The 26,757-nt window shown below is 53.9% G+C and carries 25 protein-coding genes; 21 read left to right on the forward strand and 4 right to left on the reverse strand.

What is annotated here, in order from left to right; genetic code table 11:
• Window positions 1-46: 46 nt before the first annotated feature.
• Window positions 47-544: a glycine cleavage system transcriptional repressor gene (locus K0I63_RS08725; protein ID WP_011865496.1), complete on the reverse strand. Its 498-nt coding sequence runs from the start codon at window positions 542-544 to the stop codon at window positions 47-49.
• Between the two features lie 279 nt (window positions 545-823).
• Here K0I63_RS08725 and K0I63_RS08730 point away from each other — a divergent pair, with 279 nt between their 5' ends.
• The 10 genes from K0I63_RS08730 (at window position 824) to K0I63_RS08775 (ending at window position 11,164) form a co-directional block, all read left to right on the forward strand.
• Window positions 824-3,082 carry an ABC transporter permease subunit gene (locus tag K0I63_RS08730; protein WP_220044981.1) on the forward strand — a complete coding sequence of 753 codons (2,259 nt, stop codon included), beginning with the start codon at window positions 824-826 and terminating at the stop codon, window positions 3,080-3,082.
• Window positions 3,083-3,142: 60 nt separating this feature from the next.
• Entirely contained in the window at window positions 3,143-4,795 is a 1,653-nt protein-coding gene (pstA, locus tag K0I63_RS08735) for a phosphate ABC transporter permease PstA (protein WP_220044982.1), read from the forward strand.
• 77 nt (window positions 4,796-4,872) lie between these two features.
• The gene (pstB, locus tag K0I63_RS08740) at window positions 4,873-5,691 is read left to right on the forward strand and encodes a phosphate ABC transporter ATP-binding protein PstB (RefSeq protein ID WP_220073711.1); all 819 of its coding nucleotides are present in this window, start codon (window positions 4,873-4,875) and stop codon (window positions 5,689-5,691) included.
• Between the two features lie 48 nt (window positions 5,692-5,739).
• The gene (gene phoU, locus K0I63_RS08745; protein WP_011865500.1) at window positions 5,740-6,441 is read left to right on the forward strand and encodes a phosphate signaling complex protein PhoU; all 702 of its coding nucleotides are present in this window, start codon (window positions 5,740-5,742) and stop codon (window positions 6,439-6,441) included.
• Between the two features lie 889 nt (window positions 6,442-7,330).
• Window positions 7,331-7,783, forward strand: a complete 453-nt coding sequence (locus K0I63_RS08750; protein WP_220083165.1) for a hypothetical protein — start codon at window positions 7,331-7,333, stop codon at window positions 7,781-7,783.
• A gap of 12 nt (window positions 7,784-7,795) precedes the next feature.
• The gene (locus K0I63_RS08755; RefSeq protein WP_011865504.1) at window positions 7,796-8,161 is read left to right on the forward strand and encodes a hypothetical protein; all 366 of its coding nucleotides are present in this window, start codon (window positions 7,796-7,798) and stop codon (window positions 8,159-8,161) included.
• Window positions 8,162-8,280: 119 nt separating this feature from the next.
• Window positions 8,281-8,673 (forward strand): GFA family protein, encoded by a 393-nt coding sequence (locus K0I63_RS08760; RefSeq protein WP_220083166.1) that lies wholly within the window; start codon window positions 8,281-8,283, stop codon window positions 8,671-8,673.
• A 299-nt stretch (window positions 8,674-8,972) separates the two neighbouring features.
• Complete coding sequence (locus K0I63_RS08765) at window positions 8,973-9,935, forward strand: hypothetical protein (protein ID WP_220083167.1); 963 nt, start codon at window positions 8,973-8,975, stop codon at window positions 9,933-9,935.
• A 113-nt stretch (window positions 9,936-10,048) separates the two neighbouring features.
• Entirely contained in the window at window positions 10,049-10,642 is a 594-nt protein-coding gene (locus tag K0I63_RS08770; protein ID WP_220083168.1) for a GrpB family protein, read from the forward strand.
• Window positions 10,643-10,798: 156 nt separating this feature from the next.
• On the forward strand, window positions 10,799-11,164 hold the full coding sequence (locus K0I63_RS08775; protein WP_011865508.1) for a YajD family HNH nuclease: 366 nt from the start codon (window positions 10,799-10,801) through the stop codon (window positions 11,162-11,164).
• A 10-nt stretch (window positions 11,165-11,174) separates the two neighbouring features.
• Here K0I63_RS08775 and K0I63_RS08780 read toward each other — a convergent pair whose 3' ends face one another.
• Window positions 11,175-11,420, reverse strand: coding sequence for a DUF1289 domain-containing protein (locus K0I63_RS08780; protein WP_220083169.1), 246 nt, complete (start codon window positions 11,418-11,420; stop codon window positions 11,175-11,177).
• Window positions 11,421-11,581: 161 nt separating this feature from the next.
• Between K0I63_RS08780 and K0I63_RS08785 the strand changes: the two genes are divergently transcribed.
• The 6 genes from K0I63_RS08785 to oleD all read left to right on the forward strand — a co-directional run bounded on the left by K0I63_RS08785 (window position 11,582) and on the right by oleD (window position 19,374).
• The gene (locus tag K0I63_RS08785) at window positions 11,582-12,739 is read left to right on the forward strand and encodes a chemotaxis protein (RefSeq protein ID WP_220083170.1); all 1,158 of its coding nucleotides are present in this window, start codon (window positions 11,582-11,584) and stop codon (window positions 12,737-12,739) included.
• Between the two features lie 151 nt (window positions 12,740-12,890).
• Window positions 12,891-14,177: a methyltransferase gene (locus K0I63_RS08790; RefSeq protein WP_220083171.1), complete on the forward strand. Its 1,287-nt coding sequence runs from the start codon at window positions 12,891-12,893 to the stop codon at window positions 14,175-14,177.
• Window positions 14,178-14,486: 309 nt separating this feature from the next.
• Window positions 14,487-15,536 (forward strand): 3-oxoacyl-ACP synthase III, encoded by a 1,050-nt coding sequence (locus K0I63_RS08795; RefSeq protein ID WP_011865512.1) that lies wholly within the window; start codon window positions 14,487-14,489, stop codon window positions 15,534-15,536.
• A 90-nt stretch (window positions 15,537-15,626) separates the two neighbouring features.
• A complete protein-coding gene (locus K0I63_RS08800) occupies window positions 15,627-16,499 on the forward strand; it encodes an alpha/beta fold hydrolase (protein WP_220083172.1) in 873 nt (290 codons plus the stop codon).
• A gap of 55 nt (window positions 16,500-16,554) precedes the next feature.
• The gene (oleC, locus tag K0I63_RS08805; RefSeq protein WP_220083173.1) at window positions 16,555-18,246 is read left to right on the forward strand and encodes an olefin beta-lactone synthetase; all 1,692 of its coding nucleotides are present in this window, start codon (window positions 16,555-16,557) and stop codon (window positions 18,244-18,246) included.
• 6 nt (window positions 18,247-18,252) lie between these two features.
• A complete protein-coding gene (gene oleD, locus K0I63_RS08810; protein WP_220083174.1) occupies window positions 18,253-19,374 on the forward strand; it encodes a 2-alkyl-3-oxoalkanoate reductase in 1,122 nt (373 codons plus the stop codon).
• 31 nt (window positions 19,375-19,405) lie between these two features.
• Here oleD and K0I63_RS08815 read toward each other — a convergent pair whose 3' ends face one another.
• The gene (locus K0I63_RS08815; RefSeq protein ID WP_220083175.1) at window positions 19,406-19,828 is read right to left on the reverse strand and encodes a globin domain-containing protein; all 423 of its coding nucleotides are present in this window, start codon (window positions 19,826-19,828) and stop codon (window positions 19,406-19,408) included.
• Window positions 19,829-19,987: 159 nt separating this feature from the next.
• Window positions 19,988-21,328 carry an adenosylmethionine--8-amino-7-oxononanoate transaminase gene (gene bioA, locus K0I63_RS08820; RefSeq protein ID WP_220083176.1) on the reverse strand — a complete coding sequence of 447 codons (1,341 nt, stop codon included), beginning with the start codon at window positions 21,326-21,328 and terminating at the stop codon, window positions 19,988-19,990.
• Between the two features lie 149 nt (window positions 21,329-21,477).
• On the opposite strand from bioA, the gene bioB reads away from it, so the two are divergent.
• The 5 genes from bioB (at window position 21,478) to htpX (ending at window position 26,594) form a co-directional block, all read left to right on the forward strand.
• A complete protein-coding gene (bioB, locus tag K0I63_RS08825; protein ID WP_220083177.1) occupies window positions 21,478-22,530 on the forward strand; it encodes a biotin synthase BioB in 1,053 nt (350 codons plus the stop codon).
• 22 nt (window positions 22,531-22,552) lie between these two features.
• On the forward strand, window positions 22,553-23,701 hold the full coding sequence (locus K0I63_RS08830) for an 8-amino-7-oxononanoate synthase (RefSeq protein ID WP_220083178.1): 1,149 nt from the start codon (window positions 22,553-22,555) through the stop codon (window positions 23,699-23,701).
• A gap of 153 nt (window positions 23,702-23,854) precedes the next feature.
• Complete coding sequence (locus K0I63_RS08835; protein WP_220083179.1) at window positions 23,855-24,685, forward strand: methyltransferase domain-containing protein; 831 nt, start codon at window positions 23,855-23,857, stop codon at window positions 24,683-24,685.
• A gap of 15 nt (window positions 24,686-24,700) precedes the next feature.
• Entirely contained in the window at window positions 24,701-25,414 is a 714-nt protein-coding gene (bioD, locus tag K0I63_RS08840) for a dethiobiotin synthase (protein WP_220083180.1), read from the forward strand.
• A gap of 316 nt (window positions 25,415-25,730) precedes the next feature.
• Window positions 25,731-26,594 (forward strand): protease HtpX, encoded by an 864-nt coding sequence (htpX, locus tag K0I63_RS08845; RefSeq protein ID WP_220083181.1) that lies wholly within the window; start codon window positions 25,731-25,733, stop codon window positions 26,592-26,594.
• The last annotated feature ends 163 nt before the right edge of the window (window positions 26,595-26,757 follow it).

Below are 26,757 nucleotides of genomic sequence, written 5' to 3' on the forward strand. Positions count from 1 at the left end.
GCTTTTTTCTTGAACTATTCTTACACTAATAACAATTACACTCTGACTAATCGACGATATCCAGCACCACGTCGTCACCTATGGTGTAGAGGGCTTGGGTGAGGCGCTGCTCGGCGGCCTCATCTTTAACGCTCAGACTAAAGTTGGCGCGAAACAGGGCAACACCCGTGTGACTGGCCGTCTCGTAATGGGTGGACAGACGCTCGATGTTGGCGCCCAGTTCATTGATCTTGTTAGAGATATCATGTACCAGGCCGGGTCTGTCGTAGGCGACCAGAGAGTAGCGACGTATGGTCTGCGGCGCCTGAGTCTTACGGGTCTTGGCGTAGGTGAGGGTGAGGCCTTCGATGCATTCCAGATTTTCCAGCAGTGTGTCCCAGTTGGCGGCGGGGACTTCCAGTAGCAAGATGGCGGCGAAGATGCCGTCGATGTGGCGCAGCTCAGAGTCGAGCCAGTTACCGCCGTGGCGGCTGACGCTGTGGGCTATCTGTTCGACCAATCCTGGTTTATCGGCGACTTGCAGGGTGACTAAATATCGTAACATTTCGCATAGGCTCCATCAGTTGGTTGAGTGCGGTATCGCCACGCACCCCGAACAGGGCGCGGTTGAATCAATTTCCGGCATTAACAATATGAAAAGCGGCTGAAAAAGTTTAACAAGCTCCTATAATGATGACATTTTCTGGCTGTAACATTAGTGTCATCTTTGCGTCATATAATCCCGACTGTCAGAAAAGGGCTTGCCTCGATTCACTATAGTTAACATAGCAGAAACGACAATCCCAGCGAAAACTCTACTGAACAAAAATTAACGAGGTTCTTAATGGAAACTCAGGTCATTCAACCTGGTTCTACTGCAACAGATTTGTTGATGGGCAAGGGCTCCAGCAAGCGAGCATTTAAGGATAAGCTCACCCAGATAGGGGTGACGATGGGCGGCACCATGGTCTTTGTGGCGCTCTTGCTGATCTTTTTCTACCTACTCTATGTTGTAAAGCCGATTTTCGATGGGGCAGATGTCACGCCAGTGATAAATGTCGAACTGCAAGATGCCAAATCGCCAGCACTTATGGTGGGCAGCGACGAGCAAAATGAGATCCTCTACCGCGTGTCGCAGGATGGCGGGGTCAGCTTCTATAGCGCCCTGAGTGCCAGCCTGGTCAAGCAGGAGCAGATAAATGTGCCTCAGGACGCAGAGATCGTCAGCAGCGTCGCCGGTGTACCGAGCGAGCAGCGCTTTGCCTTCGGCCTCTCTAACGGTCAGGTGATCATAGGTGGCGTTAACTTCGCCGTGACCTATCCTGGCAACAAGCGTCTGATCACCCCAAGCCTGCGTTATCCGCTGGGCGCATCGCCGCTACAGGTATCCGAGTCGGGCACGCCGCTTTATCAGCTGGCCTTCGCCTCGGCTTCTGACAAGCTCAGCTTCGCCTACCATGATGCCAATGGTCGCTGGTTCCTGACCCGCCACAACGGTGAAGAGAACATGATGACCGAAGAGGTGGAGTGGGAAGCCACTACCAGTCAGATCCAGGAGGCGCCTGCTCAGGTCGATCAGCAGTTGATGACCCCAGATCAGCGCCAGCTGCTGCTGCGCTCTGGCAATCGCCTGTACGTTTACGATATCCGCTATGTGGATGAGATAGCCCTGAGTCAGGTGATCGAGCTTGAACGTGCCAAGACCAAGGTGACAGACGTTGCCCTGCTGGCCGGCGCCAGTTCTCTGCTGGTGAGCTATGACAATGGCCAAATCTTCCAATATTTCCAGGTGAATGGCGATAAGGGTCGTCAGTATCAGGAGATCCGCGACTTTAAGAACAAGGCGGGCGTGAAGCGCATCGCCGGTGAGTTCTACCGTAAGAGCTTCGCCACCGTGAGCGAGTCTGGCGAGCTGGACCTGCTTTATACCACGAGTCAACGCAAACTCTTCACCGAAACCTTCGATCTGGCCCATGCCACTCAGATGGGCTTTAGCCCACGCGCCAACGCCCTGGTGGTCGAGGCGGGCAACAAGCTTCACCTGTTTGCGGTGGAAAACAGCCACCCAGAGGTCTCTTGGAGCGCAATGTGGAGCAAAGTATGGTACGAAGGTTACCCTGAGCCGCAATATGTGTGGCAGTCGACCTCAGGGTCGGATGACTTCGAAGCCAAGCTCAGCCTGATGCCGCTGGCCTTCGGCACTATGAAGGCTGCGCTGTACGCCATGCTATTCGCGACGCCTTTGGCGATTGCTGGCGCCGTCTATACCGCCTACTTCATGTCGCCAAAAGTGCGCGCCGTGGTGAAGCCGACCATCGAGATCATGGAAGCCTTGCCGACGGTTATTCTCGGCTTCTTGGCCGGTCTCTGGTTGGCGCCTCTGATTGAGGATCACCTGCCGGGGATCATCATGTTGCTGGTGCTCCTGCCTATCAGTATTTTGTTGACGGCGCTGGGCTGGTACAAACTGCCGGGTCGCTGGAAGCAGCGCCTGCCTGAGACTTACCAAGAGCTGATGCTGGTACCTGTTATCTGTTTCGTGGGCTGGTTTGCCTTCTATATCAGCCCGAGTATCGAAGTGGCCTTCTTCGGCGGCGATACCCGCCTGTTTATCACCAACGAGTTGGGGATCACCTTCGACCAACGTAACGCGCTGGTAGTGGGCATCGCCATGGGCTTTGCGGTTATTCCGACCATCTTCTCTATCGCCGAAGACGCCGTGTTCTCAGTACCGCGTCACCTGTCCAACGGCAGCCTGGCGTTGGGCGCAACTAACTGGCAGACGCTAACCCGCGTGGTACTGCTTACCGCGAGCCCGGGGATCTTCTCTGCCGTCATGATGGGCCTTGGCCGCGCCGTGGGTGAGACTATGATCGTGCTTATGGCTACCGGTAACACCGCCATCATGGAGTGGAGCGTGTTCGAGGGGATGCGTACCCTGGCGGCCAACATCGCCGTGGAGATGCCTGAATCGGCTATCGGCAGCTCGCACTACCGCGTGCTGTTCTTGGCGGCCTTCGTACTGTTTATCTTCACCTTCCTGTTTAACACCATCGCCGAGGTGGTGAGACAGCGTCTGCGTGAACGCTACAGTTCACTCTAAGGGAGGCTGGCATGTTATCGATTTTTAATTTTTCGCCTGTGACGTTAAGAGGCCAATGTAATGGGTAAGTGGTTTAAGTCGGGCTCCCCCTGGATCTGGATGACAGGTGGCGCCGTGAGTATCAGTTTGATCGCCGTGTTGGGCTTGTTGCTGTTGATCGCCTGGCGAGGATTGAGCTACTTCTGGCCAGCAGATATCTACCAGTGGGAAGTGGTGGATCAGCATGGCAAGCGCTCAACCATTATCGGTGAGATCTACGATAAGGAAGAGGTGCCAACCGAGCGCCTGATCTCTGCCGGACACAAGTTTAGTGAAGACCCAGGTGAGCTGGTGACCCGCTACCTTATTAAGACGGGTAACCGTGAGTTCGTCGGCCTGGATTTTCGCTGGGTGCTGGAGACAGACATACTGTCACGCACCATGCCAACCGATCTGGCAAAGCTTGAGCGTAGCAAGAACGGTGACTTCTTCGGCTATCCTATCGCCATCATAGAAGACGGTAAGCGCCTGGCGCTGGACGATGTGGAAGCCTCGTTTGAAGAACATATCGAGCGCGCAGTCGCCCTGAGCGACAAGGCCACTACGCTGCAAAAGCGTGAAATTGGCGCGGTGAACTATGCGCTGGAAAACCTGCGTCTGAAAGAGCGTCGCTATGAGCTGGACAACGCCCTGACCGACAGCCGCAAGGCAGAGCTGGCGGCGGAGCGTGACAAGCTGCAAGCCGAGTACAAGGTACTCGAAAAATCCTTCTTCGATCTGCGTGAAGAGGCGGGCCGCGATGCGGTGATCGTCCGTGACATGCGCGGCGAAGAGGTGACCCTTAAGCTCGATAGCATCTTAGGTGTTACTTACTCTAATCGCCTTGGCATCATGGGTAAGATTGGCCACTGGTTTAGCGGCGTGGGTAACTTCGTCAGCGCCGATCCCCGTGAGGCCAACACAGAGGGTGGTGTGTTCCCGGCAATCTTCGGTACCGTCTTCATGGTGCTACTGATGGCGGTGATTGTGACCCCATTTGGCGTGGTCGCGGCTATCTATCTGCATGAATATGCGAAGAAAGGCCCAATTACTAAGATGATCCGCATCGCGGTGATCAACCTAGCGGGTGTACCGTCAATCGTGTACGGCGTATTTGGTCTTGGCTTCTTCGTCTACATGCTGGGTGGCTCAATCGACCAACTCTTCTTCCCAGAAGCATTGCCGGCACCGACATTTGGTTCGCCCGGGGTGATCTGGTCGGCATTGACCCTGGCAATTCTGACCCTGCCTGTGGTGATCGTTTCGACCGAAGAGGGCCTGAGCCGCATTCCTAGCTCTGTCCGTCAAGGCAGCTTGGCACTGGGCGCGACCAAGGCAGAGACCCTGTGGCGCATCATCATCCCTATGGCGAGCCCGGCGATCATGACAGGTCTTATCCTGGCGGTTGCCCGCGCGGCCGGTGAGGTAGCGCCTCTGATGCTGGTGGGTGTGGTGAAGCTGGCACCGACCCTGCCGATCGATATGAACTTCCCCTTCGTGCACCTGGAACGTAAGTTCATGCACCTAGGTTTCCATATTTATGATGTGGGCTTCCAGAGCCCCAACGTTGAGGCGGCGCGTCCATTGGTTTATGCGACCTCCTTCCTGTTAGTGTCTGTGATCGTGAGTCTTAACCTGACCGCCATCGCCGTGCGTAATCACCTGCGTGAGAAGTATCGCTCGCTGGAACACTAACCTAAAACCCGAATTAATCGCGCCTGGGCTAGGCTAGGGCGCGAATAACCTTTATCCTGAAGTGATTAGGAACAGATATGATTTCGATAGATCAGTCGGTAATGAAAACAGAGACTTTAGACTTAAATAATTTAAGCAGCGAGCAGACCGCACTTGAGATCCGTAACTTAGATCTAAAATATGGCGACAAGCAGGCCCTGTTTGACGTATCGATGAAGATCCCTAAGAAGAAGGTGACCGCCTTCATCGGCCCCAGTGGTTGTGGTAAGTCAACCTTGCTGCGCTGCATCAACCGCATGAACGACCTGGTCGATAACTGTAATATCGACGGTGAGATCTTGCTGCACGGCCAAAACATCTACGACAAGAAGGTAGATGTGGCATCCTTGCGCCGCAACGTCGGCATGGTGTTCCAGCGTCCAAACCCTTTCCCTAAGTCAATCTATGAGAACGTGGTTTACGGTCTGCGCCTGCAGGGCATCAACAACCGTCGTCAATTGGATGAAGCCGCCGAGCGCTCGCTACGCGGCGCCGCGATTTGGGATGAAGTGAAAGATCGTCTGCATGACAACGCCTTCGGCCTGTCAGGTGGTCAGCAACAGCGTCTGGTGATTGCCCGCGCCATCGCCATCGAACCCGAAGTCTTGCTGCTCGATGAGCCGACCTCGGCACTGGATCCTATCTCGACCCTGACCATCGAAGAGCTGATCACTGAGCTAAAGTCTAAATATACTGTGGTGATCGTGACCCACAACATGCAACAGGCGGCGCGTGTGTCGGATCAGACCGCCTTCATGTACATGGGCGAGCTGGTGGAATATGCCGACACTAACACCATCTTCACCACGCCGAAGAAGAAAAAGACCGAAGATTACATCACGGGTCGTTACGGTTAATTGGGCCGCTGCCAACTGAATTGCAAGAATTGATAAGGTTGAATGTCAATGGAAAACATGAACTTAAATAAACATATCTCGGGTCAGTTTAATGCCGAGCTCGACGATATTCGTAACCGCGTATTGGCGATGGGTGGCCTGGTTGAGCGTCAACTGGAGCAGGCACTGGACGCCTTAGGTAACCTGGATGCCGATCTGGCACAGAAGGTGATTGACGGTGACCACAGCGTCAATGGTATGGAGGTCTCTATCGATGAAGAGTGTACCCGTATCATCGCCAAGCGTCAGCCTGCCGCCAGCGACTTGCGTCTGATCATCGCCATCTCTAAGACGATTGCCGACCTTGAACGTATCGGTGATGCTTGTGTGAAGATCGCCGCCGCGGCGCTGGACAAGCGTCTTAAGAACCAGCAGCCTCTGCTGGTGAGCATAGAGCATATGGGCCGTCACGCGACCCGCACTCTGCACTCGACCCTGGATGCGCTGGCACGTATGGACGCCGACGTGGCCATCGAGCTGCATAAAGAAGATAGCAAGCTAGATAGCGAATACGAGGGTATTATCCGCCAGCTGATGACCTACATGATGGAAGATCCTCGCTCTATCCCAGAAGTGCTCGACGTACTCTGGGCAGCGCGAGCGGTCGAGCGCGTGGGCGACAGATGCCAGAACATCTGCGAATACATCATCTACTATGTTAAGGGTAAGGACGTACGTCACACCTCTTATGAAGAGATGAAGCAGATCTAAGCTCTGTACTGAGTCTTAATTAAAGAAAAGCAGCCTAAGGGCTGCTTTTTTTGTGTCTGGTGATCACCTGTTTCTCTATCAACTAATTGAGTCAATTTTCACTCAAGCTTACAAAGCAGTGGGGGCATTGGCTCATGGCGGCGATTGGAATGGCGCCATCTCTTTGGCGAGGGATCTTGTTGCATGCAGGGCAACGGCTCCAGTAATTGATACCAATAAGCCCCACGAGAAAACCGACAAGACCAGCTCCTAACACGACGAAGAACCAAGGCTCTGTTCTTAGTTCGGATATAAATGCTAATGACGCTATGGAGATGACAAATAGCAGCAATCCGGAATAACCATATGTACGCCTAAGTGTTAGTTGATGTTTATACTGCTGCTTCAGATCTCGCTGTTTGTTCATTGTGTCTCACTCTAGACGTTATTTATTCGCTCGGTTTCGCGATAATTGCAGACTCTCATCTTATCGCAGCTTATCGCCGCTTATCGCATAGTATCGATTCTACTATCAATTTAACCGATTTTGTCTAAGCACGTTTGGTCGTTGCTACATCGGGGGAGTGGTGTCGGTTGCTCACCCCTCGAATATCGCTTCACGGCTTATTTTTGCGGGGATTCGTAAGAAGAATAAGGCAATGTCTCTAGATAAGACATTGCCTCGTAAATCTCTCAGCCATGAATGTGAAAGCCCTATCTCGAAGCGCAACAGAGTCTCGATTTCGGTGGCCTTGTTAGTGTCTTGCTTTAAGCCTATTTAGTGGAAGTGATAGCGCTTTTATCGTAACTGCTTGATGCGCTTTCTTATTTGCGTTAGTGTCCTTAGCCAGAACGGATTTCGAACGAGAGAAAGGCGCCGATGAATAGAGCGAAAGGCGTTTAAGCGGTTATGGCATGGACCTGTCATCAATGCGGCTGGAAAGATAAATCCAGTCAGCACAAATATTATGCGTCGAAAGGCTTGGCCCGGCCCAGCTGTGAAGTGTGCAATCCCTCATTTAAGCAGAGACTTCCAGGCCTATGGCGAGACCTTATTATCGGCTCATTTTCAAATACTTATATGGGCTATGGCCCCTTGGCCTCCTTACCCTATATTCCCCTGGTGATGCTGTTGCCGGTCACCGTTCTCTTTTGGGTTCACGGGACTGCGGCCATAGTGTTAAGCCTGCTTTTATTCATCGCAGGATGGCTTAGCAATGCTTATATCGCCACCAAGGTCGGGGAATTGATTCGCCAACGCCTGCAGCGAGGTAGGTCTATTTATGGCCTTGTGCTTGGCTATTACGCGCCTTTGCTGCTGGTGCTGGTAGCGGCGCTGATATTGGCGCTATTTTTTATTTAACAGGGAGATGTTATGGATATATACGATATTTTTCAAAACTTCAGAATCAACGATTTAGCAAGGGAAGCGGGGCAGGCGAAGTCTCACGCCAGAGCCAATGAGGTCAGCTTGCAGGGCCTTCAAGATCAGATCGATCACCTCTCCATGGTTTGTCTGGCCATGTCTGAGTTACTGGAGGAGATAGGCTTTAACAAGGAGATGCTGGTTGCCAAGATCCAGGAGATCGATCTGCGCGATGGTAAGCTCGATGGAAAATTTACCCCGGCCATTCATTGCTCAGGTTGTGGTAGAAAACTGGCGCCGCGCCATGTTACCTGTCTCTATTGCGGCGCCAAGGTGAAGAGTGACTCGGTGGTGCAATCACAACATGGTCGTTAATTTTTTATTGAGAACAAACGTCTTGGAAGCTTAGACGATGGCTAGCAACTTAAGCGCTAGCAATTTAAGCACTAGAAACTAGGCGCTATCAAACTAAGCGTTAGCGAGGAGAGAACACGATGAAACGAGTCGGTAACACCGAGATTTTGCCTGTGCACAAGGCGAGTTGTCATTGCGGCGCGGTGGAGTTGGCCTTGAGTCTACCCAATGGCATACAGAAGCCCAGGCGCTGTGATTGCTCTATCTGTCGCCGCAAGGGGGCTATCGTAGTCTCGGTGACGCTAGACGGACTAAGCGTCGTTAAGGGGCAAGAGCAGCTTAAGCTGTACCAGTTTAATATCCATACCGCGAAGCATTATTTCTGCGGGATTTGCGGCATCTATACCCATCATCAGCGCCGTTCTAACCCGAATGAGTATGGTGTTAATTTGGGATGTCTCGAAGGCGTGAATCCTTATGATATCGGCGAGGTGGTTACTAGTGACGGGGTGAACCATCCTGCCGATAACTAGCCGACTCTGGAAGCTAGCCGGCGCTGTCAAGGTCTCCTTATCCTGCAGTGGCCTCGCCTCGATTATCTAGGCCGTTCCCAGAGCAGGTATCTCATTGGGGCCTAGTTTGTTGATGAGTTCCATTATTTTTCAGTTAGTTAGCTTTCAATCTTTCTAGGTGAGATCTACACTAGGGCGTCTCTAATTTGGCAGGCAATATTTAGCGGGTTATGTCTAGCTGGCAATGTCTGGCTGGCTCAGTTATGACTGTGGATACTTTGCGCCTGCGACCGAATATCGATTTATGAGAGGGATTTTGAGTGCTTGGGATATTAAAAAAGGGCGAAGGCAATAAGATGAGGGCGGGCCTTGGCCTATTGATTTTGTTGCTCTTGGGGTTAACCCTTGCCAAGGGGGGTTATCTGTATCTCAAGGATATTGCCCTGACCAAACCGTTTTTTACTTTTACCAACCCCGCGTGGGGGCTCTGGCTGATCCTGGTATTGGGTGTCCGCCCCAGTGTGAATCTGCTGGTGAGTGTGATAATGCTCTTTTCCCTGCCACTCTATGCGGCGTGTTTGCTCTTTGTTGGTTATTGGCCTGTTGTCACCTATCTCATAGGTGGTCAGGTGCCCAGCCTGTTAGAGCTGAGTAATTGGTTGTTAAGCATAGCTTATGGCCCATTCGCGGCGCAGATGGACTTTTTTACCATTGCCAATCGCTTGGCTCAGTTTTCCGATCTGCGTTATTTCATCATGCTGGTTACTCTCTCTGGTGGTCTGGCGATGGCGGTTATCTTACCTATGGCGCATCTACCTATTGCCGGGGGAGTCGCTAATCGGCGGGGGCTAGATCTCGATGCTGGAGCTGAAACACCCATTTGGCTTAGCCTACTCGGGCGACTCCTATTGGGGATTCTTTTTTACAATGTCGCCTATCCCTTGTTGGCCTTTGCCAGCATCTTGCCCCTTGGGCTTAACTATCTTGCGGTATGGACGGTGCTGTTGATGCCTATTTTAGGTTTTGGGCTGGCGTTGATTAATTGGCATCGGCCACATGATGAGAAGTTGGGCGCCGGGTTAATTCGTTACTTTTCCCTCGCGCTGTTGGCGTTGCTGGCAGGTTATATCTGGCATAATTTCGACGATCTATTTGGGGCGCTTCTTAAGGTTACACAAGGTGATCTGACCCAGGCGCTGGTATTTCTATTTCTGTTATCCGGCTTATTTGTTCTATTTATGCTGGCGAGCCTGGTAAGAGCATGCGAGGGTAGCAAACGTTAGTGGAGGGCCAACCTTGCAAGGTTAGCGCGAGACTATCTTGTGACGCGTTAGTTGATTTGTCTCTCTTGCATTTGTTTATTAGCCCATCAGCCCAATTAAAGAGGAGAGAAGAGATGGCGCGCAGCATAGTGGTGATCGACCATCAGATGAGTTGGCACCAGGCGTTTAAGGTTGAGAAGGCGCAGCTGCTAACGGCGCTGGGGAAGTGTGTCGTCAGCCTAGAGCATATCGGTAGTACCTCTGTGCCTGGGCTGGCGGCCAAGCCGATAATCGATATGTTGCTAGAGGTCGACAGCTTGGCGGCGCTGGATGCACAGGGCGAGCATCTAAGGGCCTTAAGCTATATCGCCCGTGGTGAAAATGGCATTATCGGGCGGCGCTACTTTTGCAAAAGCGAAGAAAGTAAAAGCGAAGAAGATAAGAGTGATGAAGGTAAGAGTGAAGAAGGGAAAAGGGATGAATACAAAGTTGGCCCGCAACGCACCCATCATCTGCATGCTTTTCAAAGCGGCAGCCAGCAACTGATCGCCCACCGCGCCTTTCGTGACTATTTGATAGCGCATCCAGATAAGGCGGATGAATATGCCGAGTTAAAGCGTATTGCGGCGAAAGCCTGCCATCATGACAGCGAGGCTTATATGGCGGCAAAGGCCGGGTTTATGAAAGAGACTCTGGCCTTGGCACTTTGCTGGTATGGCAAGGTCTAATCTTTATTCAAGCTGTTCTTTACTTCAAATTGATATATACGATGTAAAGCAACACATCTTAGTACGATTTGTGCCTTAGATTCCCTTTTGCGGCGACTATGGGTATATTGCCAGTAAATCGAGTCGCCCCATGGGGGCAAGAACAGAGACGAGCTTATGTCTACCCATCAAGGTCAAAGTAAATTAGATAAAGTGCTGGCAGAGGCCCGCGAATATAAGGCCAAGCGTGAGTCTGGCTATCGCGAAAAGGCGCTTAAACTTTATCCCTGGATCTGCGGACGTTGTACCCGCGAATTTACCCACTCCAATCTCAGGGAACTGACGGTCCATCACAGGGATCATAATCATGACAATAACCCCAGCGACGGTTCCAACTGGGAGCTACTCTGCCTCTATTGCCATGACAACGAACATGCCAAGTATGAAGAGTTGATCCAGTACGGACCGACGAGTGAGACTCAGGTTGAAGCGGCGACCTACAATCCCTTCGCCGATCTTAAGAATATGATGAACAAGAAGTAAGTCTTAGGATCTACTCATTATCGGCGTCTTGCGCTGCGAGACGCTGCTCCGCCTCTAGCCACTTCTGACGGCTGATGATCTGCTGGTTTTCACCGCTTCTTCCTTGCTGTTTACGCCTGTTCACATTGTCCCAAATCTCTGCCTGCCGAGCCTCGTCTGCCAGGCTCCAACCGACAATCTCGTCAATATGGCGAAAACAACCCATACAGATATCTGCTTCGTTTAAGCCGCAGCGGGCTACGCAGGGTGATTGCATCTTAACTGTTTATACTCAAGTTGTGATCTTGGCGGCATTCTAAAGTAGCTAAGGTGAGGGTTCAACCAGGGGGCATGCTGGTGCGCCTTGGTTAATGGTGCTAGCATCTGGTTATTAGTCATTTAAATTCAAATGGTTGTGAATTTTAACGGGGTATTGTTATGGGGCTGAAATACAGATCTGTCCTCTTGGTGATCGGCATGTTGAGTTTGTCTGCCTGTTCGTTACTGGAAATTAAACTCGAGAGCGGCATAGAGCCGCTGCCGCAGGCACAGCTCAACATGCGTGTCTTTAGTCGCGACTTTAGCCACACCTTCTATGCCAAGGTGGAGCAGGGGGCGGATCAGATTGCACTAAACCAAGGCGATGATCTGGCGATTAAATCCAACGTCTTGATGTGGAAGATCAACAGCGAACAGGCGCTGCAGAGGGCGATCTTTCAGGCATCCCCTGTCGCGGCCATGGTGGATACCTGGACGCTGACGGCGCAGATGAGCGCGTTTTTCGAGAGCGGTGCCGGTCAGACGCTTTTTGGCGAGCAGCAAAGAATCGCCATTGAGGTCAGCAAGGTGTTGCAGGCAGATTTCGAGCGTTCCATAAAAGGCTTCGTAAAGCCAAACGAGTTCACCCAGTATCAGGCCTTTATCTTAGATTATGTGGCGAAGAACCCCATTACCGATCTCAGCTTCGCCCGTCACTCGGCCTTTAACGACTGGCTGGCCTATCGCAATATCAGCGAGTTTGAGGCCGTCACTACCTTTGGCACCGTCCCCGAGGTGATGAGCGACGTGTCCGATCGCATGGCGATGATCGCCGAGCAGACGCCTAAGATCCTGGGATGGAAGGCGGAGCTGTATGCCCTGCATGCCAACATCAACCCTGAGACGGTGCAGCAGACACTGCAGAGCATCAGCGATACCTCGGCTAAGTTTCAGCAGTTGATGGCCCAGAGCCCAGAGATGATGCAGACCCTGGCGGTGGATCTGCGCCGCGAGCTGACGCCGCTTCTGGCACAGCTGAGCGAGTCCACCGATGACAAGCTGGCCAAGCTCTCCGTCGAGCGAGAGGCGCTGGAGCAGATGGTGAAGCAGGAGCGTCTGGCCCTGGAGGAGATGGTGAACCGGCAGCGAGTAGCGGCCGCGGCGGAACTCGATACCATCAGCCAGCATGCGGTCGAGCGCGCCTTTAGCGAGCTGACCAAGACCCTAAAGAGCCTGATCCTCTATCTGGTGCTCTTTTTCGTGGTCTGCTTCTTCGCCCCCCTGGGGCTAGGGGTCTGGCTGGGTAAACGCATGGCGCTTAAAAAGTTGCAGGCTTAAGATGCATGTCGCTATCGCTGTAACCTAAGTCGCAACCTAAGTCGCAGCCTAAGTTGGTTGACAATTAACGCCCGGCGGTCGATCATCGCCGGCGTTTGTTTTTAGCCTTATATTTTGTTGAAGAGTGCCGCAGAAAGTGTCGAGGAGCCAGATGTCCTATGCCAAGCAGTTTACTTCCTTAGATGACCTGCTAAGTAGCAGCCGCGCGCTGTGGCAGGTTAAGGCCTTCGAGGCGGAGGCCTTGCCCTGGCAGGAGGAGTTTCCAAGACTCGCCGAGCTACTCTGGCAGCTTGATGACGAAGAACTCGATAGTCTGGATAGCGACAGCATAGTGCTGCACGCGCGCCTCGCGCCCGCACTCGAGGCGGATCTCGCCGCTAGGGGCATAATCTGGCCCTTGTCTTTACTTAAAACCCTCGTCGCAGGGCTCGCGCCCTCTGATCTAGCACCTGCAAATTTAGCAGAGCATAGCGCCGATGAGGCCTGTGCGGGGCTGTCCGAGAGTGAACTTGGGCATTTTAGCGCCCACATCAAGGGGCGCAAATGGCAGCAGATCCTCGCCTTTGCCGCGAGGGTCACACCAGGCGATGATGAGATCTTGGAGTGGTGCGCCGGTAAGGGGCACCTGGGGCGTTTGTTGGCCAAGGGGCAGTCGCGCACTGTTGTGAGCCTCGAGTGGCAGCAGGGGTTGTGTGAGGCAGGTTCGCAGTTTGCCCAACAGTGGCAATTGCCCCAGTGTTTTGTCTGCGGCGATGCCCTGTCAGAATCTGCCCAGCAACTGCTTAAACGCGATCAGCAGGCGGTCGCCCTCCATGCCTGCGGCGAGCTGCATCTCAGTTTGCTGCGCGGCGCGGCCAAGGCGAGAACCCGCGCCTTAGCGGTGGCGCCCTGTTGTTATCATCTGATAAGTGACAGTCATTACCAGCCGCTGTCGAGCCTCGCCCATAAGAGCCCGCTGTTGCTGAGTAAACATGACCTGCAGCTGCCCCTGCAACGCTCTGTCATCGCCAATGCTAAGGCGCGGGCGCTGCGCCTTAAAGAGGTGGCCTGGCGCCTGGGGTTCGATAGCCTGCAACGGGATGTGACCGGCAGCTCACACTACCTGCCGATACCGGCGGTGAAGCAGAGCCAACTGAGCGGCAGCTTCAGGGAATTTTGTGCCTGGGCAGCAGAGCAGAAACAGGTCAAACTGCCCGAGCAGTGGGACGATCAAGGCTATTTGGCAAAAGGGTTCGAGCGTCAGCGCCTGACCCGGCGTATCGATCTGGCTGCGCACCTGTTTCGTGAGGCCTTAGAGCTCTGGCTGCTGCTCGACAGAGTCTGTTTCCTGCAGGAGCAGGGCTATGAGGTGAGCCTCGGCGCCTTTTGCGATATCGAGGTGACGCCGAGAAACGGATTGATCCTGGCTCGCCTGCCAAGCTGTTCATTGCCAGAGTAGAGTTTGCCTGATTAGCGACTATCAGACTCACGCCCGCAAGATTGGTGCTTGTCTGATTAGTACAGCAGAGTCGCTTTTTTAGCCACTTAACGGGCCTAATATCGGCAGATAAGCTTTTCAGGCAATTAGCTCCTAGAGAAGAATCCAGCGGGCGCTGTCATAAATTTGCCGATTGATGTCGAAAAAAGCCGCCCTATGGCGGTTTTTTATTGAATCATTCGCCGTTTCTTGCTCAAATGGCGGGTTAACACTGAAAGATAAAAATTGGCCGAATAAGTGCCGATATAATGAGCGAAACAGAACGGTTTCATGAAATATTCTCGCGTTTTTATAAATAGTCTGGCCTATGAGCTGGCACCTGAAGTGGTTTCGACTTCAGAGTTAGAGTCTCGATTAGCTCCCTTGTATCAGAAATTCAGGATCCCTATGGGGCAGCTCGCCGCATTGACAGGGATCCACGAGCGTCGCTGGTGGCCGAAAGGGCATAGATTGTCCGATGGCGCTTTGGCGGCGGCGCACAAGTCTATCGAGGAGACGGGGATAGATGTGGCCGATCTAGGCGCCGTGATCTATACCGGTGTCTGCCGCGATCAGCACGAGCCAGCGACCGCCTGTCGTATCGCCGCCGAGCTTGGGGTGTCTAAGGACACCGCCATCTATGACATCAGTAACGCCTGCTTGGGTGTGCTGTCCGGCATTCTGGATATCGCCAACCGTATCGAGCTGGGTCAGATCAAGGCCGGCCTGGTGGTTTCCTGCGAGTCGGCGCGTCATATCGTGGATATCACCATAGATAACATGCTGGCCGAGCCCACCATGCAGAATTATGCCCAGTCGCTGGCGACCCTGACCGGTGGCTCTGGCGCCGTGGCTGTGCTGCTTACCGATGGCAGCCTGCCGCTTAAGAGTGAGCGTCAGCATCAGCTGCTCGGGGCGAGTCACCTTTCGGCGCCCGAACATCATAATCTCTGTCAATGGGGATTACAGGAAGCCGGCACCCAGCTATACCGCGAGTTTATGCGCACCGACGGCGTGGCCCTGCTTAAAGAAGGGGTAGAGCTGGCTCGCCATACCTGGGCGCACTTCCTCGAGCAGCGTAACTGGCTGGTGGAGCAGGTCGATAAGGTGATCTGTCATCAGGTGGGGGCCTCGAACCGTAAGCAGGTGCTGAGCGCGCTCAATATCCCTCAGGAGAAAGAGTTCCCTACCTATCAGCTACTCGGCAACATGGGCACAGTCTCGCTGCCTGTGACGGCAGCTATGGCTCACGACCAAGGTTTCCTGCGCAAGGGCGATCAGGTCAGTTTCCTCGGCATAGGCAGCGGCCTCAACTGCATGATGCTCGGACTCAAGTGGTAGAGCGTCCTTCATCTTCTTACTGACAGCACAGCATAGGGGCGACGCCGAGGGGCGGCGCCCACTTAACGCATAATCATAACAGGTACCCCCATGCTCGATTCGTTATTTCCTTTTAAACGCAATTACTTAGATCGTAATGGTCACAAGTTGCAATATGTGAATGAAGGCCAGGGTGAGCCCGTGGTCATGGTGCATGGCAACCCGAGCTGGTCTTTCTATTATCGAAATCTGGTGACGGCGTTGAGCCCGAATCATCAGTGCATAGTGCCGGATCATATCGGCTGCGGTCTGTCGGATAAACCAGACGATGCCGGTTACGACTATACCCTGAAGAATCGTATCGACGATCTGGAAGCCTTGCTGGATCACCTCGAGGTGAAAGAGAAGATCACCCTGATCGTTCACGACTGGGGCGGAATGATAGGCATGGGCTATGCGGCCCGTCATCCCGAGCGGATCAAGAAAATCGTGGTGCTCAACACTGGCGCCTTTCATCTGCCAGAGGCCAAGCCATTTCCTTGGGCGCTGTGGATCTGTCGTAACACCCTACTGGGCACAGTATTAGTGCGCGGCTTTAATGCCTTCTCCTCTATCGCCTCCTATGTAGGGGTGAAGCGAGCGCCTATGCCAAAGGCGATACGCGAGGCCTATGTGGCGCCCTTTAACTCTTGGGCGAATCGTATCTCGACCCTGCGCTTCGTGCAGGATATTCCGCTCAAGCCTGGCGATCGCAACTATGAACTGGTGAGTGAGATCAGTGAAAAGCTGAGCCAGTTTAACCAACTGCCTATGATGATCTGCTGGGGACTCAAAGACTTTGTATTTGACAAACACTTCCTCGATGAGTGGAAGCGTCGATTCCCCGAGGCCGAGGTGCATGAGTTTGCCGACTGTGGTCACTATATCCTGGAAGATGCCAGCGATGAGGTGGTAGCCCAGGTGCAGCAATTTATGGCGCGCTAACTCACGTACTAACGTAAAAAAGGTCACGCATTAACGTTATAAAGGGATAAGGCGGATGTCAGAGACGATTCAAGTCGGCGCCAATTTGTGTCGTCATCTCAACCGGGCGGCCAAAGAGGCCCCCAATGAGCTGGCGGTGGCGGTGCAAAAGGCCAGTGGCGTCTTGAGCAAACAGCTTGAGTACCAAGAGCTGAATTTTGCCGAGCTTGATGCCATGAGCGACACTCTGGCCCACGGCCTGTATGCCTATGGCATCAAACGCGGCGCCAAGGCGGTGTTGATGGTGACGCCGAGCCTTGAGTTTTTTGCCTTAACCTTCGCTCTGTTCAAGGCAGGGATAATCCCTATCTTGGTGGATCCAGGCATGGGGGTGAAAAACCTCAAGCAATGTTTTCAAGAGGCCGAGCCCGATGCCTTTATCGGGATCCCCAAGGCCCACCTGGCCAGACGCCTGTTTGGCTGGGGTAAGTCAAGCCTGACTCACCTGGTGACCGTCGGCGGCAGCAAATTGTGGGGCGGTGCGAGCCTGGAGCAGCTTAAGCAACTGGGGCAAGGCAAGGGACCTTTCTCTATGGCTCAGCTCGATTGTGACGAGATGTGCGCCATCTTGTTTACCAGTGGCAGCACGGGCACCCCTAAGGGCGTAGTCTATTCCCATCGCATGTTCGAGGCGCAGATCAGCGCACTCAAGCATGATTATCAGATAGCGCCCGGTGAGCGGGATCTCGCCACCTTCCCGCTGTTTTCCCTGTTTGGCCCGGCGCTGGGCATGGCCTCGATCGTGCCTGATATGGACGCCAGCAAGCCGATCACCGCCAATCCAGATTACATCTTTGCGGCCATCGAGCGTTATGCCTGCACTAACATGTTTGTCAATCCGGCGCTTATCGAGCGTTTGGGGCAGGCGGGCACTTCACGGGAGCAAAAGGTAAAACTTGGCAGCCTGAAACGGGTGATCTCGGCGGGCGCCCCGGCGACCATAGCGTCTATTAAGCGTTTCAGTGAGATGCTAACGAGTGATGCGCCGGTGCTTAACTCCTACGGGGCCACCGAGTCTCTGCCGCTCAGCATGATAACCAGTCACGAGCTGTTTGATACTACCGAAGTTACAGACAATGGCGGCGGCATCTGTGTCGGCAAGCCGATAGACGGCGTCAGCATGCATATCATCGACATAGATGAGGCCGAGATCCCAACTTGGTCGGCGGTTCTCTGCCTGCCAAGGGAGCAGATAGGCGAGATAGTGGTACAGGGCCCCATGGTGAGTGCCAGCTATTATCGGCGCGATAAGGCTACAGCCCAGGCGAAGATCTTCGATGACCAGGGTCAGCATTATCACCGCATGGGGGATCTGGGTTATCTCGATAATCAGGGACGCCTGTGGATGTGCGGTCGCAAGGCCCACAGGGTGGATTGCCGGGTCGATGGTCAGCCGCGGCGTTATTTCTCTATCCCCTGCGAGCGTATTTACAACACTCACAGCGACATCAAGCGTTCCGCCTTGGTGGGCATAAAGGTAAAAGGGGAGATGCAGCCCTTAATTTGTCTCGAGCTGGAGCAGGGGCTGAGCTGTAGCAACGCCGCCGCCCTCTATACCGAGCTTAGGCTGCTGGGCGAGGCCCATAGCCAGACTCAGGGGATCACCCGCTTTCTGATCCATCCGGGCTTTCCCGTCGATATTCGCCATAACGCTAAGATCTTCAGAGAGAAGTTGGCGGTCTGGGCGCAGTCCACCTATAAGGAGTGATCGTCCGTGAGCATCACCAAGCATTCTAATCACACAGACAACGTAAATCTGCTCCCTGAAGAGCTTGAAACGCTGACTCAGCTGGCGGGCCTTAGCCGCCATGCCTTGGTAACCGGCGCCGGCGGCTTTCTGGGTAAGGCGATTTGTCAGCGACTCATAGCGGCGGGCATCGCCGTGACAGGCTTTGCCAGGGGGCATTATCCCGAGCTCGAGGCCATGGGCGTTAACATGGTGAGCGGCGATATCTGCGATCTCGAGTCCGTAACCAATGCCATGGCGGGCTGCGACCTGGTGTTCCATGTGGCCTCTAAGGCCGGGGTGTGGGGTAGCAAGGAGAGCTATTTTTCCCCTAACGTGCTGGGCTGTGACAACCTGCTTAAGGCCGCTGTCGCCCATGGTATAGACAGTTTCGTCTATACCAGTACCCCGAGCGTGACCTTTGCAGGTGAAGATGAATCTGGCATAGACGAGCGCGCGCCCTATGCCAGTCGTTTCCTTAACTATTATGGCGAGTCCAAGGCGATCGCCGAGCAGAGAGTGACGGCCGCAAACGGCACCTCATTATCGAGTGCAATTTCTCCCTCTAACCGCAAGCTAAATACCGTATCCCTTAGGCCCCATCTCATCTGGGGGCCGGAAGATCCTCATCTGGTGCCTAGGGTGATCGCCCGCGCCCGAGCCGGTAAGCTCAAGTTGGTGGGTAAGGTCGATAAGCTGGTGGATACCATCTATGTCGGCAACGCGGCCTATGCCCATATTCTGGCGGCCCTGACCCTCAAGCAAAACCCGCAGCAGTGCGCCGGAAAGTGTTACTTTTTGAGTAACGATGAGCCGATCACCATGAAGGCCATGCTCAACAAGATCTTGGCCTGTGCCGAGCTGCCCAAGGTCGAGAAGCGGGTACCCGCCAGCGTCGCCTATCTGGCCGGCACCCTGTTAGAAGGGGTCTACGGCCTGCTGGGTAAGCGCGATGAGCCCATCATGACACGCTTCGTGGCCAGACAGCTCTCTACCAGTCACTATTTCGACATCTCCGCGGCCAAGCGTGACCTCAACTATCGCCCCTTGGTATCGATCGATGAGGGAATGGTACAGTTAAGCGACTGGCTGAAGCGGGAAAAAGTATAAGATTAAGATAGGTGAGATGCTGGCAGCCTGATCAGGATGCCGCCTCCTGCATGGCGGCAACCATCACCTTGGCAATCTCATCGTAATAGCATGACCAGGCCTGCTCGATAGCCGGGCTGGATGCATCTCGCAGACAATCCTGAATCGACAGCAACAAGGCGGCGCGCACCACCTCAAATTGGCTGACATTGACGCCGTAATCCAAATGCTTTCGTCCCAGCTCCTCTAGCTTAGGCTTGACCTCGTTAAATTGATGCACCTTGGCGACGGCCGTGGTGATGAGCTCGTTGAAATGATACTCGAATACCGGCCGCTCGCTCTGGAACATGGGACGGATCAAGGGCGCCATGGCGAACAGGCAATCGTAGAAGTGCGAAGCGAAGTTACTGTTTTGCCGATTGATCTCGGCAAAGGATTTTTGAATAAGCTGTTTTTGCTCGTCGGTGAGAGGCATAGCTTTCCCGGTTTTCTGAGTTGAGCCTGTCGAGTGCGATTCGCTGGAGCGCCAATCAGCGCGCTGAGACTTAAGCGAATCAGTGCGCCTTGGCTAACTATAGCTCAGCGGGAGTTCAAGGGCGCAATTTTGCGCCCGCAAAAAAGAATAGGGGCTGGATTATCCGTGGCTGATAAAGCCCGCCTCATCGTCGCTCGATGCTTTCGCATTAGCCCCCGCAATGGCGGCGACCTCCAGCATCGCCTGGGTTAGGCGGCTAAGCTGCGGCGCGCTAATGGTGTAAGGCGGCATGATATAGATATAGCTCGAGAAGGGGCGCACCCAGACGCCGCGATCCACAAACGCCTGTTGCAATGCTGCGGTATTGACGCTGCGCGTCATCTCTATCACGCCAACGGCGCCCAAACAGCGCACCGCTTTCACCCCCTCGATTGAACTGGCCGGCGCTAACTCCAGCTTCATCTGCTGTTCGATGGCGGCTACCTGCTCGGGCCACTGGTGTTGATTGATCAGATCCAGACTGGCGCTGGCGGCGGCGCAGGCCAGCGGGTTACCCATAAAGGTGGGGCCATGCATAAAGACGCCGGAGGGGGAGTCGCTGATCCCTAAGGCCACCTCGTCACTGCACAGGGTCGCAGCCAGAGAGATATAACCGCCGGTGAGCGCCTTACCCAAGCAGAGAATATCCGCCTCAATACCTGCATGCTGGTAGGCAAACAGCTTACCGGTGCGGCCAAAGCCTGTGGCTATCTCATCTAAGATCAACAACACCTTGTAGCGATCGCACAGCGCACGTAGCCCTTTCAGATAGTCGGCGCTGTAGAAATGCATGGCGCCGGCGCCCTGCATGATAGGCTCTATGATAACCGCCGCTATCGATTGGTGATGGGCGTCCAGTAGGGCCTCCATCGCCTCGAGATCGTCTGCGATCAAGGTTTCGCCGAAGGGGGTCTTGGGGGCGGGGGCAAACAGCTGTTGAGTCACCGCCTCGCCAAACATGGTGTGCATGCCGCCTTCGGGATCGCACACGCTCATCGCGGCAAACGTATCGCCATGGTAGCCGTGCTTTACCGTGAGTATTCGCTGCTTGTTTGGCGCACCGCGTCCCTGCCAATATTGCAGTGCCATCTTCATCGCCACCTCGACGGCAATCGAGCCAGAATCGGCCAAAAACACCTTGGTAAGATTATCGCTGGTCATGGCCACTAACTTCTTGCTCACCGCGATGGCGCTAGGGTGGGTGATGCCGCCAAACATCACATGGCTGAGGGTCGAGAGCTGTTTCTGCATCGCCTCCAGGATATAGGGGTGGCCGTATCCGTGCACACAGGCCCACCAGGAGCTGGTGCCATCGATCAGCCGTCTGCCATCTTCCAGGATCAACTCACATCCGTCGGCCGACACCACCCCATAGGCCGGAAGGGCCTGGGTCATGGAGGTGTAGGGGTGCCAGATATGTTGTCGGTCGAATTGATGGTCGATCTGGGTTATCGCAGACATAAAAAATCCTGATTAATTTTTAACCGCTAGTAAACCGGCTTAACTGGTTGGCGTTGACAGATTAAGGCCTAAGGGTATGCTAAGCAAGATAAATGTCGCCGGAAATCAAGCATTCCGGCTAAAAATAGCAACTTGAAGGTTGGTAATCAATGTCCGAATTAGCCTTACGTCACGATTGGCAACGTGATGAAATTGAAGCGCTTTTTGCGCTACCTATGAATGACCTGCTGTTTAAGGCCCATAGCATTCATCGCCAGCATTTCGACCCTAACGAGGTGCAGATCTCACGCCTATTGTCGATCAAGACCGGTGCCTGCCCAGAGGATTGCAAGTACTGTCCTCAGAGTGCCCGCTACGATACCGGCCTTGAGAAAGAGCGACTGATCGAGATTGAGAAGGTGCTGACCGAGGCCCGCGCCGCCAAGGCTGCCGGCGCGTCACGCTTCTGCATGGGCGCCGCCTGGCGTAATCCTCACGAGCGTGACATGCCGTATCTGAAGGATATGGTCAGCGAAGTGAAGGCCATGGGCATGGAGACCTGCATGACCCTGGGGATGCTTAGCGAATCTCAGGCGAAAGATCTGGCCGACGCAGGACTGGATTACTACAACCACAACCTGGATACCTCGCCAGAATACTATGGCGATATCATCTCCACACGTACCTATCAGGACAGGCTCAACACCCTGGATAACGTGCGCGCCGCCGGCATGAAGGTGTGCTCGGGCGGTATCGTCGGCATGGGTGAGCAGGCGAGCGATCGCGCCGGCCTGTTGCAGCAGCTGGCCAACATGGCCAAGCATCCCGAGTCTGTGCCCATCAACATGTTGGTGAAGGTTGCCGGTACCCCATTTGAAAACTTAGACGATCTGGATCCGCTGGAATTTGTACGCACCATCGCCGTGGCGCGTATCGTGATGCCACTGTCACGGGTCCGCCTGTCGGCTGGACGCGAGAAGATGACAGATGAGCTACAGGCCATGTGTTTCTTTGCCGGCGCGAACTCTATCTTCTACGGCTGCAAGTTGTTGACCACGAGTAATCCGGAAGAGAATGAAGACATGACGCTGTTTAAGCGCCTTGGGCTTCATCCCGAGCAGGGTAAGGCGGGCACGGTCGAAGAGGATAAAGCGGTATTTGCCAAGGCGCAGGCCGTTAAAGACAAGGCCTCGCAGCCTTTCTATGATGCGGCGGCGCTCTAACTCGTCCAGCGAGTAAGTTGATATGAGCCGGCTTCAGCAGAAAATCGATGACAAGATGCAGCGCGCAGAACAAAGCGGGCTGCTCAGACGTCGTCAGCAGCTCACGCAGACGGTTGGCGGTGCTAACCGTTTAGTACATCAGGGAAGCATCAAGCATAACTTTGCCAGCAACGATTATCTGGGCCTGAGTCAATCGCCTGAGCTTATCGAGGCGCTGGGTGAGGGTGCGAGATTATACGGCGTCGGCAGCGGGGCCTCGCCCTTGGTCACTGGCTATAGCGATGCTCATGCGGCGCTAGAGCAGGCACTGTGCGAGGCTACCGGCCATGAGGCGGCCTTGCTCTTTAGCAGCGGCTTTAGCGCTAACTCTGCCTTGATGAAGACCTTGCTGGACAAGGAGAGTGTGGTGGTGGCCGATAAGCTGATCCACGCCTCCCTGATCGACGGTCTGCTGGAAAGCGGCGCACAGTTAAAACGCTTTGCCCATAACGATTTGGGTGCGGCCAAGCGACTGGTGGAAAAGCATCAGCCGCTGACGGTGGTGACAGAGAGCGTCTTCAGCATGGATGGTGATCTGGCGCCCATAGATGAGCTCTATACGCTTGCACAGGCAAATGATGCCTGGTTGATCGTCGATGATGCCCACGGTTTCGGGGTCCTGCCACTGGGCGGGCACAGAAAGGTAGATGCCATCTGCTGTGATATTCAAATCGTTACCTTCGGTAAGGCCCTTGGCTGCCAAGGCGCGGCGATTTTAGGCTCAAATACCTGTATCGATTTTCTGGTGGCCCATGCTAGGGATTATATCTATTCCACTGCCTTGTCGCCGGCCAGTGCCCATGTGGCCCTCAAGGCGGTGAATTTGATTAAAAACGGTGATCGCAGAGCCAGATTGGCTCAGGTGATTGAGACATTTAAACAGGCCGCGAAGGCGAGGGGGCTTAGGCTGCATGGCAGTCATACCCCGATACAGCCGCTGGTGGTGGGGGATATCGATAAGCTTGCCAAGGTCGATTGTGAACTAAAGGCCGCGGGTTTCTGGGTGGGAGCGATTCGGCCCCCGACCGTGCCACAGGGAAGCGCCAGGCTCAGGATCACCTTAAATGTGAATCATACCCAGGCAGAACTCGAGGCCCTAGCCGATCAGCTGCAGCAAGCCTTGCAAGATTAAGTGGTAGAAAGCATTTTATTTTTCCAGAGGAAGTCTGATTCTGTGTGTAGTGAATTAGCTCATGATGTACCTACGAATATGCCAAGCCTAATGCCCAGTTCAGAGCCAAGACAAATGCCAACACAAGCGCCTAAAGTGCAAGGTAAAGACTGTATGAACGAGGCGATTGGTGCAGACAAGATAGCGCGCCAGTTCTCCCTGGCGGCTAAGCACTATCAGGAGCATGACAAGGTGCAGCGTCTTAGCGCGCAGAGGCTGAGGGCCAAAGTGGCGCCCGTTGGACGTTTGTTAGATATAGGTTGTGGCCCGGGTACAGATTTTTTAGCAGCGCCGGCTCTTAATGAGGTGCTGGGGCTGGATATTGCCCCCGGCATGCTATCGCAAATGCGCGCAAGTTTTCCTAGCTACAAGGCGCTGTGCGGCGATGCCCAGGCGTTGCCCCTTGTCGACGCCAGCATAGACACCCTCTACTCAAACCTAGCGCTACAGTGGTGCAGCGATATTAATACTGCCATAGGTGAGCTTGCCAGGGTGCTTAAGCCCGGCGGTCAATGCCATCTCGCCATCGTCGTCGATGGCAGTCTTTCTGAACTCGACGCGCTCGGGCTAAGGGTCAACGCATTCGAGCAAGCCCAGACGCTGCTTGATGGCTTTAGTGATTCCCATTGGCAAATTGAGCACCAATCGGTAGAACCGCTGCGGGTGCATTTCGACGATCTTAAGACGCTGCTCTATTCCATCAAGGGGGTTGGCGCCTCTGCCGCCATGGGCAGGGCTGTTTCCCAAGGCTCAGATGGCAATCAAGACTCAGATGAAACTCTGGGCTCAAATGGAACAGAGGGCTCAGTGAGTAAGCCGCTACCTAGGCTTCGTGGGCGTCAGGATTGGTTGGCCCTCTGTGAGCGCGCCGAGGCTCAGCGGCAGCCAGAGGGACTTCCTTTGACCTATCAAATCTTATTTATTCATGCGAGCCGCAGAGGCTAGTTAAGGAAAGGGTTCATGCGTTATTTCATCGCCGGCACAGATACCGACAGCGGTAAGACCCTGGTGGCTTCCTCACTCCTCTATCTGGCGAGCAAGCAAGGTAGTACCTTAGGGGTAAAACCCATCGCCTCAGGTTGCGAGCAGACGTCTGAAGGGCTGAGAAACAGCGACGCCCTGGCATTGATGGCCCAGTCTAATGTGAAGCTTGCCTATGAAAGAGTGAACCCCTTTGCTTTTAAGCCTGCCATCGCGCCGCATATCGCCGCCAAGCAGGTAGGCATGACTCTTAATGCTGATCTGGTCACGGCTCACCTTAAGACATTGCCATTCGATGAGGTGGATTTTGCCTTGGTAGAGGGGGCGGGTGGCTGGTGGCTGCCGCTTAACCATGCGCTTCGCGTTCAGGGTAAGCTTAATCCACAGGCCTTTCTGTCCACTGTGGCAATCGATTTGCAGCTGCCGGTGATCTTGGTGGTCGGGGTTAAACTCGGTTGCCTCAACCACGCACTGCTGACTCAAGAGGCGATTCAGGCCGATGGGGTAAAGATAGCTGGCTGGGTAGCAAACTGCGTCGATCCCGATATGCAGGTGACTGACGAGAACCTCTTGACGCTTACTGCCTTGATGGACGCCCCATGTCTCGGGGTCATCCCACATCTTACTGAATGTTCTAGCCAAAACGCCGCGCAATACTTAGATCTTACCAAGCTGGCACCAGGTCAAGGCTAGTCAACTCTCGCATCAATAGCGCCTGTTGAATGAGAGCCTTTGATTAACAAAACGCCACTCTCTGATTGCTGGAGTAATTATTAATAAAGATTAACGGCTTATCCCGCCAAAGCCGATAAATTTAAGATTGGCTTAATATAGGGCTTCTAGACTCCACGCCAAGGTCTACACTTTTTGGCGTGGCTGCGCACTCAATCGTACCCACCAAAAATATTTTTATGTTCAACCCTTGAACTCTGACTTATCGGACATATTATGTCGTTAAGAGAGGCTGATGACACATAGGGTGTCTCATACAGGGCTTATAGGAGCTTACATGAAGCGTATTTTCTTATTGATCGCGACAAACATGGCAATCTTGCTGGTCGCTTCAATTGTGATGTCTATTTTAGGGGTTAACACCTCGACCATGGGCGGACTATTGGTCTTTGCCGCCATCTTCGGTTTCGGCGGCGCCTTTATCAGCTTGGCGATCTCTAAGTGGATGGCGAAGAAGACCATGGGCTGTGAAGTGATCACTACACCGCGTGACAACATGGAGCGTTGGTTGGTCGATACCGTTGCACGTCAGGCTGAGCAGGCAGGTATCAAGATGCCTGAGGTGGCCATTTACCAGTCACCCGAGCTGAACGCCTTTGCCACAGGCCCCAGCAAGGACAACTCGCTGGTCGCCGTCAGTAGCGGACTGCTTTACGGCATGACGCAAGATGAGATCGAAGGCGTATTGGCCCACGAGGTGAGCCATGTGGCCAACGGCGACATGGTGACACTGACCCTGATCCAGGGCGTGGTGAACACCTTCGTGATCTTTGCGGCCCGGGTGGTGGCGAGCATTATCAATAACTTCGTTGCCAGCAACGACGAAGATGGCGAAGGCCTGGGCATGTTTGCCTACATGGCTGTGGTCTTCGTGTTGGATATGCTGTTTGGTATCCTGGCGTCTATGATAGTGGCTTACTTCTCACGTGTTCGTGAGTTCAAGGCCGATGCCGGCGGCGCTCAGCTTGCAGGCAAGCATAAGATGATTGCGGCGCTCGACAGATTGCGTCAAGGCCCTGAAACTGGTGCCATGCCAGCACAGATGGCGGCTTTCGGTATCAACGGTAAGAAGTCGATGGCCGAACTGATGATGAGCCATCCACCACTTGAAAAGCGTATCGAAGCACTGCGCGCACAATAATCGATTGTCGATTGATAAAACGGGAGCCTAGGCTCCCGTTTTTTGTATCTTTTCTTTGCAATTACGATTTTTGTTTTTCTGAGTGGCAATGATAAATGCTCATTTGCATAGCAGTAGTGTGATGCAGATCATGTTTATCTGTGAGTATGAGGCTTGCGGCATA

The sequence above is a fragment of the Shewanella rhizosphaerae genome (assembly GCF_019457655.1).
Taxonomy (GTDB): Bacteria; Pseudomonadota; Gammaproteobacteria; order Enterobacterales; family Shewanellaceae; genus Shewanella; species Shewanella loihica.

Coding starts and splice junctions, on each gene's coding strand:
- K0I63_RS08725 (WP_011865496.1), bottom strand. CDS start 544: ATGTTACGATATTTAGTCACCCTGCAAGTCGCCGATAAACCAGGATTG.
- K0I63_RS08730 (WP_220044981.1), top strand. CDS start 824: ATGGAAACTCAGGTCATTCAACCTGGTTCTACTGCAACAGATTTGTTG.
- pstA (WP_220044982.1), top strand. CDS start 3,143: ATGGGTAAGTGGTTTAAGTCGGGCTCCCCCTGGATCTGGATGACAGGT.
- pstB (WP_220073711.1), top strand. CDS start 4,873: ATGATTTCGATAGATCAGTCGGTAATGAAAACAGAGACTTTAGACTTA.
- phoU (WP_011865500.1), top strand. CDS start 5,740: ATGGAAAACATGAACTTAAATAAACATATCTCGGGTCAGTTTAATGCC.
- K0I63_RS08750 (WP_220083165.1), top strand. CDS start 7,331: ATGGCATGGACCTGTCATCAATGCGGCTGGAAAGATAAATCCAGTCAG.
- K0I63_RS08755 (WP_011865504.1), top strand. CDS start 7,796: ATGGATATATACGATATTTTTCAAAACTTCAGAATCAACGATTTAGCA.
- K0I63_RS08760 (WP_220083166.1), top strand. CDS start 8,281: ATGAAACGAGTCGGTAACACCGAGATTTTGCCTGTGCACAAGGCGAGT.
- K0I63_RS08770 (WP_220083168.1), top strand. CDS start 10,049: ATGGCGCGCAGCATAGTGGTGATCGACCATCAGATGAGTTGGCACCAG.
- K0I63_RS08775 (WP_011865508.1), top strand. CDS start 10,799: ATGTCTACCCATCAAGGTCAAAGTAAATTAGATAAAGTGCTGGCAGAG.
- K0I63_RS08780 (WP_220083169.1), bottom strand. CDS start 11,420: ATGCAATCACCCTGCGTAGCCCGCTGCGGCTTAAACGAAGCAGATATC.
- K0I63_RS08785 (WP_220083170.1), top strand. CDS start 11,582: ATGGGGCTGAAATACAGATCTGTCCTCTTGGTGATCGGCATGTTGAGT.
- K0I63_RS08790 (WP_220083171.1), top strand. CDS start 12,891: ATGTCCTATGCCAAGCAGTTTACTTCCTTAGATGACCTGCTAAGTAGC.
- K0I63_RS08795 (WP_011865512.1), top strand. CDS start 14,487: ATGAAATATTCTCGCGTTTTTATAAATAGTCTGGCCTATGAGCTGGCA.
- K0I63_RS08800 (WP_220083172.1), top strand. CDS start 15,627: ATGCTCGATTCGTTATTTCCTTTTAAACGCAATTACTTAGATCGTAAT.
- oleC (WP_220083173.1), top strand. CDS start 16,555: ATGTCAGAGACGATTCAAGTCGGCGCCAATTTGTGTCGTCATCTCAAC.
- K0I63_RS08815 (WP_220083175.1), bottom strand. CDS start 19,828: ATGCCTCTCACCGACGAGCAAAAACAGCTTATTCAAAAATCCTTTGCC.
- bioA (WP_220083176.1), bottom strand. CDS start 21,328: ATGTCTGCGATAACCCAGATCGACCATCAATTCGACCGACAACATATC.
- bioB (WP_220083177.1), top strand. CDS start 21,478: ATGTCCGAATTAGCCTTACGTCACGATTGGCAACGTGATGAAATTGAA.
- K0I63_RS08830 (WP_220083178.1), top strand. CDS start 22,553: ATGAGCCGGCTTCAGCAGAAAATCGATGACAAGATGCAGCGCGCAGAA.
- K0I63_RS08835 (WP_220083179.1), top strand. CDS start 23,855: ATGAACGAGGCGATTGGTGCAGACAAGATAGCGCGCCAGTTCTCCCTG.
- bioD (WP_220083180.1), top strand. CDS start 24,701: ATGCGTTATTTCATCGCCGGCACAGATACCGACAGCGGTAAGACCCTG.
- htpX (WP_220083181.1), top strand. CDS start 25,731: ATGAAGCGTATTTTCTTATTGATCGCGACAAACATGGCAATCTTGCTG.